Raw genomic sequence first — 15096 nt, 5'->3', positions numbered from 1 at the left:
ATCATGACGACTAATCTTTCACACGCTGCATCGCCAAGCCTTGCGGAGCGCGCGCACAACATTCGCCGCCATGCACTGCGCATGGGTCAGGTTCAGGGCCAGGGCTATGTGGGCCAGGCGCTCGGCGCGGCTGACCTGCTGGCGGTCTCCTATTTCCATGCAATGAAACATCGCCCGACAGATCCCGAATGGGAGCAGCGCGATCGCTTCTACCTTTCCATCGGCCACTACGCCATTGCGCTGTACGCAGCGCTGATCGAAGCCGAGATCATTCCGCTCGACGAGCTGGAAACCTACGGCTCGGATGACAGCCGCCTGCCGATGTCGGGCATGGCCGCCTACACCCCGGGGATGGAAATCACCGGCGGTTCCCTGGGTCAGGGCCTGGGCATCGCAGTCGGCGCCTGCCTGGGCCTCAAGCGCAAAGGCTCGGCCTCGTTCGTTTACAACCTGCTCTCCGATGGCGAACTCAATGAAGGCTCGACCTGGGAAGCAGTCATGTCGGCTTCGCACTGGCAGCTCGACAACCTGATCGCCATCGTCGACGTGAACAACCAGCAGGCCGACGGTTACTCCAGCGAGATTCTCTCGTTCGAACCGATCGTCGATCGCTGGCAAGCCTTTGGCTGGTTCACCCAGCGCGTCGACGGCAATGACCTCGACGCCCTGGTCGCTGCATTCGATGCCGCGCGCAATCACCCCGGCGGGCAACCGCGCGTGATCATCTGCGACACGAAAATGGGCAAAGGCGTGCCGTTTCTGGAGAACCGGGAAAAGACCCACTTCATTCGCGTCGAAGAGCACGAATGGGACCTGGCACTGAGCAACCTTGAAGAAGGAAAAGACCAATGAGCAACGCCGCCAACACTGCGCCTTCGACTGCTACTGGCGCTCCGGTGAAAAAGCGCCTGACCACCTCGGCGATGATTGCCTCGATTGCTTCCGAGGGCCAGGCGACCCGCTCGGCACCGTTCGGCCATGCGCTCGCAGCGCTGGCAGACCAGCGCGCGGACATCGTCGGCCTTTCTGCTGACCTGTCCAAGTACACCGACCTGCACATTTTCGCCAAGGCGCACCCGGAGCGTTTCTATCAGATGGGTATGGCCGAGCAGTTGCTGATGAGCGCTGCCGCCGGCATGGCCCGCGAAGGGTTCGTGCCGTTCGCCACCACCTACGCGGTGTTCGCATCGCGCCGTGCTTACGACTTCATCTGCATGGCCATCGCCGAGGAAAACCTCAACGTCAAAATCGTCTGCGGCCTGCCCGGCCTCACTACCGGCTACGGGCCGAGCCACCAGGCCACCGATGACCTGGCCATCTTCCGCGCCATGCCCAATCTGATGATTGTCGACCCCTGTGATGCGCTGGAAATCGAACAGGCCGTGCCGGCCATCGCCGCTCACCAGGGCCCGGTCTACATGCGTTTGCTGCGCGGCAATGTGCCGTTGGTGCTGGACGAGTACGGCTATCAATTCGAGATCGGCAAGGCCAAGACCCTGCGCACGGGCAACGATGTGCTGATCATCTCTACCGGGCTGATGACCATGCGTTCGCTGGAAGCGGCCAAGCAATTGCAGGCCGACGGCATTGATGTGGCCGTGCTGCACGTGCCGACCATCAAGCCACTGGATGAGCAAACCATTCTCGCCGAAGCGCGCAAATCCGGACGTCTGGTGGTCACCGCCGAGAACAGCTCGATCATCGGCGGTTTGGGCGAGGCGGTTGCCGGGTTGTTGTTGCGCAACGGCGTGACGCCCACCTTCAGACAGATCGCGTTGCCCGATGCTTTCCTCGACGCCGGCGCCCTGCCGACGCTGCATGATCGCTATGGCATTTCGACGCCGGCTGTCTGCGCGCAGATCAAAGCCTGGCTGTAACTCCACCGTGAGCGGCGCCTCCATCCGAGGCGCTCGTTCATTCGCACACAGGAAGCAGAACGTGAAAGCACATGAACTGCTGGATCCCGACTTCAAGAGCTTTTTAACCCCCGGCGCAGAAGCCTGGACGTTGGAAACGCTGCCCGCGATCAGGAGCGTGTCCATGCGACATTCAAATCCCCAGAACAAGCGCGCGGTGAAAGCCTATTGATAACGGCCCACGACGGTGAGGATCTGCGCCTGTGTCTTTACCGGCCCGCCGGCGCGGTACTGGGTGTTCACTTTCCGGTGATCCTGTACCTCCACGGTGGAGGTTTCGTCTTGGGCTGCCCGGAAATGGCAGACGATTATCTCGCCGATCTCGCTGAAGCACTGCAGGCGATCATCGTCGCCGTCGATTACCGTCTCGCGCCTGAACACCCCTTCCCCATTCCTCTCGAGGACTGCTACACCGCCCTCGCCTGGGTTTTCGCCCACCAGCAATCGCTGAATATCGACGCCGACAAAGTAATCCTCATGGGCCACAGTGCCGGCGCCGGGCTGGCAGCAGCGCTGGCAATGGTGGCGCGGGATCGCGGCGAATTCCCCATCGCCAGCCAAGTGCTGATTTATCCGATGCTTGATGACCGTTCGGGCAGCCCGGCCGCGCCTCAGCAAAACGATACGACCGGAGTGATTGGCTGGCCGGCGCAAGCCAACCAATTCTGCTGGCAGTGCCTGCGCGCTGACCAAGCGCTGGATGATCAGCAGATCGGCTGGTTTTCTCCGGCCCTGCTGGATGATCTGCGTGACTTGCCACCGACGTTTCTGGCGGTCGGGGCGCTGGATCTGTTTCTTGAAGAGGACGTTGCATTTGCCCTGCGCCTGTCGCGCGCCGGGGTTGCCGTCGAGCTGCACGTCTACCCTGGGGCGCCACATATGTTCGATCAATACCCCGGGTGTGTTACCGATCAGTCGGCGCTGGATGTGCTTCGATCACTTCGGCGATCGATAGCTAGCGCATGAAGTATTTTGAAGGCGAAAAGTCCGCTGAAACGAAACAGCCCGATTTCTTATACAGAGCCTGTCGCGCTTCCTCTGCTTATTGATTAATACCTTCGCAGATGGACGTCTGCGGCCGGGATGGTCAACTTTTCAAAGTTCCAATATTGATTAGCCATCACTCATCGCACTTTGAATCCCGGTGTTTCTCCACGTTTTTTGCCTGTGCGAAAAACGACACATTTTGTTTCATCCGATCATGGCTTGGATCCAACGTTCCGACAAACGGTAACGCATAGATATACCTTATTTTTCAGTCAGTTGATCGTTAGAAAAACGCCACATCGGCTACTCGCCAGAAATCAGGCAGGCTCATTTCAAACTCCCTATCTATGGTTCTAAAACCATCCGTGGACGTCCGCCCAGCCATATACAGGGAGTAGTAATGGACAACATCGTCATTGCCGACAAAGCCAATTCTCAGCTCACTGCCCAGAACTGGGGCAATGTTCAGCTCAATCAGCCTTCCGTTGTACAAATGCCGGTCCGTCCCGACCAACTGGCGTCGACCAGTCGCAGCGGTCAGGATTTGATCGTCAATCTTAAGTCTGGCGAGCAAATCAAAATTTCCAATTTCTTTGTCACCAGCCCTGACGGCGTGCCCAATGACATTGTCTTTCAGGGTGACGACGCGACGCTGTGGCAGGCGCGCTACAGCGCCGAACCGTTCAATGGCTTTACCTTTGACGAAATCGATTCGCTGGACGAACTGATCGCCGGCGTCGGCGTGGTCGACGGCGCAACGCCTGCGTGGGCGATTGCCGGGCTCGGCCTGTTGGGCGCGGGTGGTGCGGCGGCCGCAACGGGTGGTGGCGGTGGGGGCGGCGGAGGTGGTGGCGGCGGCAGTAGTGACGCAACGCCTCCTGCGCCTGCGACCGGATTGACCCTATCGTCCGATGGCCGCGTGCTGACTGGGTTTGGCGAAGCTGGCAGTGTCGTGCAAGTGCGCGACGCGGCGGGCAATCTCCTGGGCTCCGGAACGGTTGGCGCCGACGGCAGTTTCCAGGTCGACCTGGGTACACCGCAGAACAATGGCCAGCCGCTCGACGTGACGCTCACCGACCCTGCGGGCAACGTGTCCACGCCCGGCTCGATCACCGCGCCGGATACCACCGCGCCAACCGCCCCGGGCAACCTCAGCGTAAGCGCCGATGGCACGCAACTCGGCGGCACCGGTGAAGCCGGCGCCGCCATTGAGGTGCGCGCCGCCGATGGCACCCTGCTCGGCAGCGCCGTTGTGGCGGCAGATGGCACCTTCAGCGTCGCCCTCAGCCCCGCGCAAACCAGCGGCCAGCCGCTGACCGTGAATGCCACCGATGCGGCAGGCAATATCTCGACCGGCGCAACAGTCAGCGCGCCGGAGATCGTCGAACCGCAGACGCCAACCGATCTCGGCTTGAGCAGCGACGGCAGCCAACTGACCGGTATTGCTCGCGCAGGCACCACCATTGAAGTCCGCGCCGCCAATGGCGAATTGCTCGGACGCGCAGCGGTGGCTGCTGACGGCACCTTCCTGCTGACGCTGATCCGCGCGCAGGCCAATGGCGAAGTCATCAGTATCGTTGCGGTCAACAGCGCCGGTGCGCAATCACCGAGCGTGACCTTCAATGCGCCGGACATCACCGGCCCCGGCGCTGCAACGGATCTGGCCGTGAGCAGCGATGGCCTCTCGGTCACCGGCCGTGGCGAGCCCGGCAGCACAGTCAGCGTCACCAACGCGCAAGGTACGCTGCTCGGCACGGCTTTAGTCGCAGCTGACGGCTCGTTCACCGTGCAACTCAATGCCGCGCAAATCGATGGTGAGGCGCTGAGCGTGCTGGTCACTGACGCCGCCGGCAACCCGTCGCCAGCAACGACCGTTATCGCCATGGACCTTGATGGCCTGACTCAGCCAAGCGACGTTGTCCTGAGTGTGGACGGCCTGCTGATGAAAGGACGCGGCCAGGTCGGTTCAACGATCACGGTTCGCGATGCGAACGGCAATGTACTCGGCTCGGCAGTCGTTGCTGCGGATGGCACGTTCACGGTGCAATTGAGCAGCCCGCAAAACAATGGCGAAGCGTTGCAGATCAGTGCCAGCGATGCGGCTGGCAATACCTCTGCCCCATTGACCTATGTAACGCCTGACACGCAAGGCCCGGCGCCGCTGACGGGCGTTACGCTCGACGGCCAAGGGCAGACGCTGACCGGCACAGGCGAAATCGGCGCTTCGATTACCGTGCGCGATCCGGCCGGCAATATCATCGGCACCGGTACCGTGGGTGCCGATGGCAATTTCACGGTAAACCTCTCGACTCCACAGACCGATGCGCAACAGTTGCAAGTGATCCAGACCGACGCAGACGGCAACCCTTCGGCGCCGGTCAACGTGATCGCACCCGATCTGACCACACCGGTAGCCGTGACCGATGTGAGCATTTCCGCCAATGGCGCCGTAGTCTCTGGTGCTGGTCAGGCCGGCGCGACCGTGACCGTCACTGACGCTGGTGGTGCGGTGTTGGGCACCGCCGTGGTCGGCAGCAACGGCCGGTTCGAAGTCACCCTGTCCTCGCCACAGACCAATGGCCAGAATCTCAGCGTGGTGCAGACCGATGGCTCGCCTTCAGGCTCCCGGCGGTACCGGTTGAAGCGCCGGATATCCAGGCCCCCACGGCCCCTTCGGATCTGACGCTGAATGCAGGCGGCACTGAACTGAGCGGTACAGGCGAGCCCGGTGCCACGGTGACGGTCAAGGATTCGGCCGGCAATACGCTGGGCACCGTGATCGTCGATGGCAGCGGGACTTTCACGGTGGCGCTGAACAGCCCGCAACTCAACGGCCAGCAACTGCAAGTCAGCCAATCGGATGGCGTGAACGTTTCTCCGAACGCGCCACTGACGGCAGCGGACACCACCGCGCCGCTGGCGCCGGACAACGTCGTGCTCGCCAGCAACGGCGTGACCTTGACCGGCACCGGACAAGCCGGCAGCACCGTCACGGTCAGCGCACCGGACGGCACGGTAATTGGCACGACAGTAGTTGCCAGCGATGGCAATTTCAGCGTCAACCTGAGCCCGGCTCAGCTCGACGGTCAGGTATTGAGTGTCATCCAGACCGATGCGAGTGCCCTGCCCTCGCCGGCCACTCCGGTTACGGCACCGGACATCACCGCCCCACCCGCACCGACCGGGTTGGTCGTCGATCCTGCAGGGGCCACGGTCACCGGCACCACGCAGCCGAACAATACCGTTGAGGTGCGGGACGCCGACGGCAACATCATCGGTACCGCAACTGCTGACGGCTCTGGCGCCTTCACGGTCAATCTCGATACCGCGCAAACCAATGGCGAAGCCTTGCAAGTCGTAGTGTCGGACGGCGCCAACAGTTCGCTTCCCGGCAGCGTCACCGCGCCGGACAGCACCCGCCGGCGGCGGTCAGCGATCTCGCGCTCAACCCGGCCGGCACGCAAGTGTCTGGTCTTGCCGAACCGGGCACCATGGTCACCGTCAGCATCGCGGGCGGTGGCGCTGTGCTGGGCACCGCGACGGCGGACGCGGATGGCCGCTTCGTCGTGACCCTGAATCCAGCGGCCGAGCCTGGCGGCAATCTGGAAGTGATCAGCACGGATGGCGGCGGCAATGATTCGCCCGTCGTGCCGCTGGCGGGTCTGGACGGTACGCAAGTTGCGACCCCGACCGATCTGGCCTTGAGTACCGACGGTTTCACCCTGACCGGCGCCGGAACGCCCGGTTGCACCGTAACCGTGACCAACAGCAGCGGCGCTGTGCTCGGCTCCGGGCTGATCAACAGCTCTGGCCGTTTCACCCTGTTGCTCAGTGCCAAACAGATCAATGCGCAAGTGCTGCAAGTCACTGCCACCAGTCCCGACGGTGACGTGTCGATTCCAGGCACGGTGACGGCGCTCGATGGCACGGCCCCGGACGCGGTGACCAATCTGGCGCTGAATGCCAACGGCACGACACTCACGGGACGCGGCGAGGCCGGGGCGACGGTCACTGTCACCGACGCCACAGGTACCGTGCTCGGTACGGCACTGGTCGCCAGCAACGGCACGTTCAGCCTGACGCTGACGCCGGCGCAGCTCAATGGCCAGGCGCTTACGGCGATCCAGAGCGACGCCGCCGGCAACCTGTCGCAACCCGCCGGCATCATTGCCAGCGATCTGCAACCGCCAGCCGCAGCGACTGGCGTTTCGATCAATGACGTCGGCACCGTGGTCAAAGGCCAGGGCGAAGCCGGCAGCACCGTGACGATCAGGGATGCCGCCGGCAATGTTCTGGCCACCGGCGTGGTCGATCAGAGCGGCAACTTCCAGGTCACCTTGCCCAACGCGCAGAACACCGGCGAGACCCTGCAGGTCAGCCTGACCGACGCCAACGGCAACACCTCGACTTCCACTGGCGTGATCACCGTCGACGGCACCCCGCCGGCCGCCGTGCAGAATCCGCTGATCAGCGCAGATGGCAGCACCCTCAGCGGCACGGGTGAAGCAGGCGCAACAGTGAATGTCAGCACCGCCAACGGCACCGTGCTCGGCAGCGCTGTGGTTGCCGCGGACGGCTCGTTCACTGTGACCCTGGCGCCAGCGTCGACCAATGGCGAGGCGTTGGCGATCAGCCAGACCGACCCTGCCGGCAACGTTTCGCCCTCGACCAGCGTCAATGCGCCCGACATCAGCCCACCCGCCGCACTGACCCAAGTCGCAGTGAATGCCGACGGTGTCACCGTCACCGGCCACGGCGAACCGGGCGCCACCGTGTCTGTGCGAAGCGCCGACGGCACCTTGCTCGGCACCGCGCAGGTCGGCAGCGGCGGCGCGTTCACCGTCACCCTGAACGCAGCACAACTGAATGCCGAAGTGCTGACCGTCACTCAGGAGGATCCGCCGGGCAACGTTTCGACGGCGGTTGAAGTCATCGCCGTGGATTTGACTGCACCGGCGATTCCTAGCGCTCTGACCCTGAACGCGGCTGGCGTGCAACTGGCCGGTAATGCAGAGGCCGGCAGCACGGTGACCGTGCGCGACAGCCAGGGCAATCTTCTCGGCACCACCACGGCGACGGCGAATGGCACGTTCCAGGTAACGCTCAACAGCCCACAAACCAATGGTCAGGCGCTGAACGTGACGGCTACTGACGCGGCGGGCAATCCGTCTGCTCCGGCCATCGTCAATGCCCTCGACAGCACCGCGCCGTTGGCGGCCTTCGATCTGGCAGTCAGCGCCAACGGTGCAACCCTGACCGGTATCGGCGAAGTCGGCGCCAACGTGGAAGTGCGTGATGCCGGCGGTGTTTTGCTGGGTACCGCAACCGTTGGCAGCAACGGCAATTTCAGCGTCACGCTGTCCCCGGCGGCGGTGGCCGGATCGAATCTTTCCGTGGTGCAGATCGATGCAGCCGGCAACACCGGACCGGCGGCGCCGGTAACTGCACCGGGCAATCTGGCGGAAAGTGCACCGACCAATCTGGCCCTCAGCGCCGACGGTCTGACCCTCACCGGCTCGGCCACCGCCGGCAGCACCGTGAGCATTCGCAATGCCTCGGGCGTGTTGCTCGGCAGCGCGGTGGTGGCGGCCAACGGCACTTTCAGCGTCACGCTCAATGCCGCACAGCTGAACGGCGAACAGCTGTCTGCCGTGGCGACGTCGAGCACCGGCATCAACTCGTCGCCGACCGATTACACCGCTGCCGATATCGCTGCGCCAACCCCGCCGAGCGAACTGAGCCTGGCACCGAACGGCACGGCCCTGACCGGGCGCGGTGAAGCCGGCGCCACCATCACGGTGCTCGGCACTGGCGGAGTGGTTCTCGGCAGCGCCGTGGTGGCGGCCAACGGCACGTTCAGCGTCACCCTCAGCCCGGCACAGACCTCGGGCCAGACCCTGAGCCTGAGCCAGGCCGACGCTGCCGGCAACGAATCCAACAGCGTCAATCTGACCGCCCCGGACCTGCTCGCGCCCAATGCGCCGGCGGCGCTGGTGGCAAGCGCGGACGGCACCTTGCTCTCGGGTACCGGTGAGGCCGGCACCACGGTCAACGTGTACAACGCTGCCGGTACGCTGATCGGCAGCGGCACCGTGAGCATCGACGGCACCTTTGCAATCACCCTGACCACGCCGCAGGCCAACGGTCAGGCGCTGACCGTGTCGCTGACGGATGCGGCGGGCAACACCTCGGCAGCCACGCCGTTCACTTCGGTCGACAGCACACCGCCAGCCGCTGTTTCGCAACTGAGCATCGGTGGCGACGGCGCAAGCTTGACCGGGCGCGGCGAGCCGGGGCGCAGGTGCGGGTCATCGACAGCGACGGCAATGTGCTTGGCACCGCTGTGGTCAGCTCGACCGGTACCTTCAGCCTCGCTCTGAACCCTGCGTTGACCAACGCTGAAGTGATCACCGTGGTTCAGGCCGACGCGGCGGGTAATGACTCACCGGCAGTGAACCTGACCACACCGGACTTCACCCCGCCTGATCCACTGGACAACGTCGATATCAACTCGTCCGGCGCGTTGGTCATCGGTACTGGCGAACCCGGCGCGACCGTGACCGTGCGCGATGCCAACGGCACTTTGCTCGGCACCAGCGTGGTGCTCGGCGACGGCACGTTCAGCGTCACCCTCAATCCGCCGCAGATCAACGAACAGATCCTCAGCGTGCAGCAGGCCGATCCACCCGGCAACGTCAGCGCCCCGGTGTCGGTCACCGCACCGGATCTGACCCCGCCAGCGACACCGGCCGATCTGCAACTGAATGCCGATGGCGACACGCTCACCGGTACCGGCGAAGTCGGCGCCATTGTCCGCGTGACATCGGCGGACGGCACCGAACTGGGCACCGGCACCGTGGGCAGCGATGGCCGTTTCCAGGTGTCCGTAACCCCGGCGCAGACCGATGGCCAAGCGCTGTTCGTGGTGTTGGCGGACGCGGTCGGCAATGCCTCGCCTGCCGGCACCCTGACCGCACCGGACAGCACGCCTCCTGCCGCACTGACCGATGTCGACATCGACGCCAGCGGCAGTCTGATCACCGGTTCCGGCGCCGCTGGCGCGCAAGTGGTCGTTACCAACGCGGTGGGCACCATCGTCGGCACCGGCACCGTGCAGGCCGATGGCAGTTTCAGCGTGACCCTTGATCAGCCGCTGCTCAATGGCGAAGCCTTGTCGGTGATCCAACGCGATGCGGCGGGCAATCCTTCGCCGATCGTGCCAATCACTGCACCGGACACCACCCTGCCCGCTGCGCCCACCGGCCTCGTTCTCACGTCCGACGGCGTGACACTGACCGGTACCGGTGAAGCCGGCGCCACCGTGCGCGTGCTCAGCGCGACTGGCACGGTACTGGGCTCGGCAACCGTGGCCGGCAATGGTTCGTTCAGCGTGACCCTCAACCCGCCGCAGGTGAATGGCGAGTTGTTGAGCGTCAATCAGACCGATCTGGCGTCGAACACGTCGCCAACCGCGCCCGTACAAGCAGGCGACACCACCGCTCCGCTGGCAGTCGCTGATCTCAACGTCAGCCAGGACGGCTTGACCGTGACCGGTACCGGTGAGCCCGGGGCGATCGTTACCGTGCGCGACGGCACGGTGCTGCTCGGCACCGCGACCGTGGCCGCAGACGGCAGTTTCAGCGTCAACCTGTCAGCTGCGCAGCTGGACGGCCGCGCACTCTCTGTGGTGCAAGCCGACGCGAAAAACAACCTGTCCGAGCCAGCCTTGGTCGACGCGCCGGACAGCACCGCACCGATCGCACCGACGGTCACATCGCTGACCGGCGCCGGCACCTTGCTCGCCGGTACCGCCGAAGCGGGCAGCACCGTCACGGTATTGTCGGCTGACGGTACCGTGCTGGGCACGGCAGTGGCGCTGGGCAACGGCAGCTACACCGTCGAACTTGATCCGCCCCAGGCCAATGGCCAATTGTTGTCAGTGATCGCGACGGACGAGGCACAGAACTCATCGCCGACATTCCTCTTCCCGGCACCTGACATTACCGCTCCCGATGCCGTCACCGGCCTCACCATCAGCGGCGACCTGAGCCAGCTCGCCGGGCGCGGCGAAGCCGGCGCGAGTGTCGAGGTGACCGATGCGCTGGGCAATGTTGTCGGCACTGGTACGGTCGCGGCCAACGGTACATTCCTGATCGATCTGGCCACGGGCATCACTGCCGGCCAGGTGTTGACCGTGACTCAGACCGACGTCGCAACCAATGTCTCGGAAGACGCCATCCTGGCTGTTCCAGCAGTGCCAGCCCGGCTGCGCCGGACAATCTTGTGCTGACAGCCGACGGCGTGACGCTGACCGGCACGGCGGCGATCGGCACCACCATCAATGTTTATGGGCCTGACAACAGTCTGATCGGCACCGGCGTCACTGGCCCGGATGGCACGTTCAGCGTGGTGCTGACGCCCGCGCAAACCAACGGCCAAAGCCTTGAAGTCACCGCCAACACTGCGTTGGGTGGTGCCTCGCTGCCGACTGAAATCACCGCAGGTGACACTTCGGCGCCGGCGCCACTCAGCGATCTGGCGGTCAATGCCAGCGGCACACTGGTTACCGGTCGCGGCGAAGTCGGCGCGTCGGTGACCATCACCGGCGCTGGCGGCGTGGTGCTGGGCAATGCGACGGTTGGCGCCAATGGCACCTTCAGCGCGCAACTCAATGCGCCGCAGGTTAACGGTCAGGTGCTCAACGCGACTCAGACCGATGCGTCCAATAACACCTCATCCGGGCTTAACGTAACCGCGCCCGACATCACTCCCCGGCCGCTCCGACGGCGCTGGTACTCAGCGGTGCCGGCCTGGTGCTCGGCGGGCTCGGTGAAGCCGGCGCCACCGTCACCGTACGCGGTGTCGGCGGTACGGTATTGGGCACGGCGACGGTGGCGGGCAATGGCTCGTTCTCGGTGACCTTGTCCTCTGCACAACTCAACGGCCAACAGCTGAGCGTTACGCAGAGTGATGCGGCAGGCAACATTTCGCCGGTGACCAACCTCAGCGTCGCCGATACCACCGCGCCGGCGCCGCTGAGCAATGTCACCTTGAACGGCACCGGCCTGGCGGTCAGCGGCACGGGTGAAGCCGGCGCCACGGTCAGTGTGACCAATGCGGCCGGTACCGTACTCGGCACCGCCGTGGTCAATGCTGGCGGCACCTTCACCGTGCAACTGTCCAGCGCGCAACTGAACGGCCAACAGCTCAACGTCCAACAGGCCGACCCGACGGGCAATCTGTCGCCGGTATTCAACCTGACGGCCCCTGACGTACAGGCGCCGATCGCGGCCAGCGGTCTGACGCTCGCTGCCAATGGTCTGACCTTGAGCGGTTCGGGTGAGGCCGGTGCAACGGTCAACGTCTACGGTCCGGGCGGCGCGCTGATTGGCACCACCACCGTGGGCAGTGGCGGCACGTTCAGCTTCAACCTGAACACCGCGCAATTGGATGGACAGCTGTTGACCGTGCGGCTGGTCGACCCTGCCGGCAACCTGTCGCCCAATGCCAGCCTGACCGCACCGGACATCACCGCACCCGGCGTGCCGACTGGCGTCAGCGTCAATGGCAGCGGCACCTTGCTCACTGGCGTCGGTGTGCCCGGTTCAACCATCAGCGTACGCGGCGTCGGCGGTGTGGTGCTCGGCACCGCCACCGTCGCCGCCAACGGCAGCTTCTCCGTCGTGCTGGCTTCGGCGCAGATCAACAGCCAAGTGCTCAGCGTCACCCAGGCCGATCCGAGCGGCAACGTATCGGCAGCGGCGACCGCGACGGCACCAGACCTGACGCCGCCCGCTGCGGCCACGGCGTTGCTGGTCGGTGCCGATGGCCTCAGCGTCACCGGTACCGGCGAAGCCGGCGCAACCGTCACCATCAAGTCGGCCAGCGGCACTGTCCTGGGCACCGGCACGGTCAACAACCTCGGCGTGTTTACCGTCACCCTTAGCAGTGCGCAGATCAACGGCGAAAAACTCACCATCAACCTCAGCGACGCACGCGGCAACGTTTCGGTGGCCGCCAACGTCACCGCGCCGGATGTCGACGTCAACGCGCCAGTGGTCGCCAGCGATAACCTCGCCGTCGGCACTGTCACGCTGGCCCCGGTCACCGCGTCGCAGACCTTCAACGACTCGTTCACCACGCTGTTGGCCGGGTTCTCGAAAACCTTTACCTTCACCGTGGCCGGCAGTACGCGTCTTGATCCAACCCTGACGCTGACCACCAACAGCCTGATCTCGCTGATCGACGGCGTGGTCTACACACTGCAGGTGAAGAATGCCAGCGGCACCTGGGTCACTCTGGATGTCAACGGCAGCGGCGGCCTGCTCGATCTGATTGCCCTGGCCGGCCAGGGCGTGCGGGTCGACATTGGTAATCTGCTCTCGGGCGATTATCGACTGACGGTGTCGAGCACCGGCATTGGCGTGCTGACCACGGTCAATACCCAGCTGCAACTGGACGTCAGCAGCCTGACCCAGTTCAACGGCATCGCCGGGCCAGCGGTGACCGGCAACGTAATCACCAACGTCGGCGTCGATGGCACGGTCGATCAGACCGGCCCGGACAACGGCGCGCAGTTGCAAATCTTCAAGAACGGCGCCTGGGTCAGCGCCGGGGCCGGCACCACGGTGCAAGGGCTGTACGGCACGCTGACCATCGATGCCAACGGCAATTACAGCTACAAGCCGAACGGCAGTGTTGGCAGTGTCGGCAAGGTCGACGTGTTCAATTACCAACTGGTGCACCCGAACGGCTTGAGCGACACCGCCAATCTGTATGTGCGCATCGACAGCCCGCAAGCCACCGAAGTCTGGAACGACGCCAACCTTGGCAGCCCAGCACTGGTGGTTGATGCCACAGCGGACATCGCCTCGACTGACGTCACCTTGATCAACCGCGAAGTCACCACCAACTCAGCCCTCGGCACCTTCAATGTGCTGCTGGGCGGCGGCAGCGGTAACTACAACACCGTGGTCGCGGCCGATACCGTCAGTGACCTGACCGTGGTGGTCAATTCGAGCAACCTGTTGGCGCTGCTCGGTTCGATGACGGTGGGCCTGTACAAGCTCAACACCGCCACCAACCAGTACGTGCTGGTCAAGAGTTACGGCGGCAACGCGCTGGTCAATCTCGGCGGCGGCAACTACGGGATCAAGTTCGACGACCAGACCGCCGGCAGTTATCAGGTGCGGGTGGCAGTGGGCGGCCTCGGCCTGCTGACCAGCGTCAACACCAGCCTGATCAACGTCGCGACCTACAACAATCAGTTCGTGGTCGGCAGCTACACGCCGGTATCGGGCAATCTGCTCACCGACACCGCTGGCGGCGGAGCCGATGTGTTGGGCTCGGTCTACACCTTGCTCAGCGTGCTGGTCGCCGGCAGTTACGTTGCGCCGGGTTACAACGGCGTCTCGCTGGTCGGCAATTACGGCACCCTGGTGGTCCAGGCCAACGGCAACTACACCTACACGCTCAAGGCCGGGCTGACCGATGCGGTGATCGGTCAGGAAGACATCTTCACCTATCAGCTCACCCACCCCAACGGCACTGTCGACACCGCAACACTGACCATCGACCTGAACAAGGCCGGCGCATTTGCCAGCACCGCGTTCTCGGCACTGGCCAGTGATGACCTCGGTCTGGCCCATGCCACTGGCAGTGAGTTGATCCAGGGCACCGAGGGCAACGACACCCTCGACGGCTCGCACGGTGGCGCCGTGACCCTGCAAGGTGGCGGTGGCGACGACACGCTGATCATCGCCGATCAGCAATTCACCTCGGTGGACGGCGGCAGCGGCACCGACACCCTGCTCTGGGCCGGTGGCGACGTGTCGATCAACCTCGGCGATCTGCAGAGCAAGATCCACAACGTCGAAATCCTTGACCTCAACCATTCCAGTGCCGTTGCGCTGACACTGAATCTCAGCGATCTGCTGGCGATTACCTCTTCGGACAACAACACCCTGCTGATCAAAGGTGACGACAGGGACAGCGTGCACATGACCGATGGCTGGGTCGCCGATGGTACGCAACAGGCCGACGGCATCGACTATGTTCAATACACGGCACAGGAGGATCCGAGCCACCACTTGTGGGTACAGAACGGCATTCAAGTGGTTTGAAACAAGACATCGAACGTTGGTCTCTCAACAGTAAGGGAAGTCTGTGGAGTCAGTTTTTCGCCAGAAATGGC

The 15096-nt window shown here is 64.1% G+C and carries 10 protein-coding genes; all 10 read left to right on the top strand.

Annotation, left to right across the window (positions count from 1 at the left end; all coding sequences use genetic code 11):
* Positions 1-3: 3 nt before the first annotated feature.
* Positions 4-852 (top strand): transketolase, encoded by an 849-nt coding sequence (locus tag LJU32_16180; GenBank protein ID WKV87298.1) that lies wholly within the window; start codon positions 4-6, stop codon positions 850-852.
* Entirely contained in the window at positions 849-1877 is a 1029-nt protein-coding gene (locus tag LJU32_16175; protein WKV87297.1) for a transketolase family protein, read from the top strand. Before LJU32_16180 ends, LJU32_16175 begins: the two co-directional genes overlap by 4 nt.
* 61 nt (positions 1878-1938) lie before the next feature.
* On the top strand, positions 1939-2088 hold the full coding sequence (locus LJU32_16170; protein ID WKV87296.1) for a hypothetical protein: 150 nt from the start codon (positions 1939-1941) through the stop codon (positions 2086-2088).
* The gene (locus LJU32_16165; GenBank protein ID WKV87295.1) at positions 2085-2882 is read left to right on the top strand and encodes an alpha/beta hydrolase; all 798 of its coding nucleotides are present in this window, start codon (positions 2085-2087) and stop codon (positions 2880-2882) included. Before LJU32_16170 ends, LJU32_16165 begins: the two co-directional genes overlap by 4 nt.
* A 421-nt stretch (positions 2883-3303) precedes the next feature.
* Positions 3304-5586 (top strand): Ig-like domain-containing protein, encoded by a 2283-nt coding sequence (locus LJU32_16160; protein ID WKV87294.1) that lies wholly within the window; start codon positions 3304-3306, stop codon positions 5584-5586.
* Positions 5556-6473: an Ig-like domain-containing protein gene (locus LJU32_16155; protein ID WKV91122.1), complete on the top strand. Its 918-nt coding sequence runs from the start codon at positions 5556-5558 to the stop codon at positions 6471-6473. Before LJU32_16160 ends, LJU32_16155 begins: the two co-directional genes overlap by 31 nt.
* Positions 6368-9283: an Ig-like domain-containing protein gene (locus tag LJU32_16150; GenBank protein WKV87293.1), complete on the top strand. Its 2916-nt coding sequence runs from the start codon at positions 6368-6370 to the stop codon at positions 9281-9283. The genes LJU32_16155 and LJU32_16150 overlap by 106 nt, the downstream gene beginning before the upstream one ends.
* Positions 9205-11193: an Ig-like domain-containing protein gene (locus tag LJU32_16145; protein ID WKV87292.1), complete on the top strand. Its 1989-nt coding sequence runs from the start codon at positions 9205-9207 to the stop codon at positions 11191-11193. The genes LJU32_16150 and LJU32_16145 overlap by 79 nt, the downstream gene beginning before the upstream one ends.
* Positions 11187-11822, top strand: coding sequence for an Ig-like domain-containing protein (locus tag LJU32_16140; protein ID WKV87291.1), 636 nt, complete (start codon positions 11187-11189; stop codon positions 11820-11822). The genes LJU32_16145 and LJU32_16140 overlap by 7 nt, the downstream gene beginning before the upstream one ends.
* Positions 11714-15025 carry an Ig-like domain-containing protein gene (locus LJU32_16135; protein ID WKV91121.1) on the top strand — a complete coding sequence of 1104 codons (3312 nt, stop codon included), beginning with the start codon at positions 11714-11716 and terminating at the stop codon, positions 15023-15025. Before LJU32_16140 ends, LJU32_16135 begins: the two co-directional genes overlap by 109 nt.
* Positions 15026-15096: the final 71 nt, after the last annotated feature.

This window comes from Pseudomonas sp. B21_DOA (assembly GCA_030544685.1).
Taxonomy (GTDB): Bacteria; Pseudomonadota; Gammaproteobacteria; order Pseudomonadales; family Pseudomonadaceae; genus Aquipseudomonas; species Aquipseudomonas fluorescens_AO.
Note: the sequence above shows the minus strand (reverse complement) of the source record. Positions and strands in the feature narration are given on the sequence as shown.

Excerpts from the sequence above, each read along its gene's own strand:
- LJU32_16180 (WKV87298.1), top strand. The coding sequence starts at position 4 with ATGACGACTAATCTTTCACACGCTGCATCGCCAAGCCTTGCGGAGCGC.
- LJU32_16175 (WKV87297.1), top strand. The coding sequence starts at position 849 with ATGAGCAACGCCGCCAACACTGCGCCTTCGACTGCTACTGGCGCTCCG.
- LJU32_16160 (WKV87294.1), top strand. The coding sequence starts at position 3,304 with ATGGACAACATCGTCATTGCCGACAAAGCCAATTCTCAGCTCACTGCC.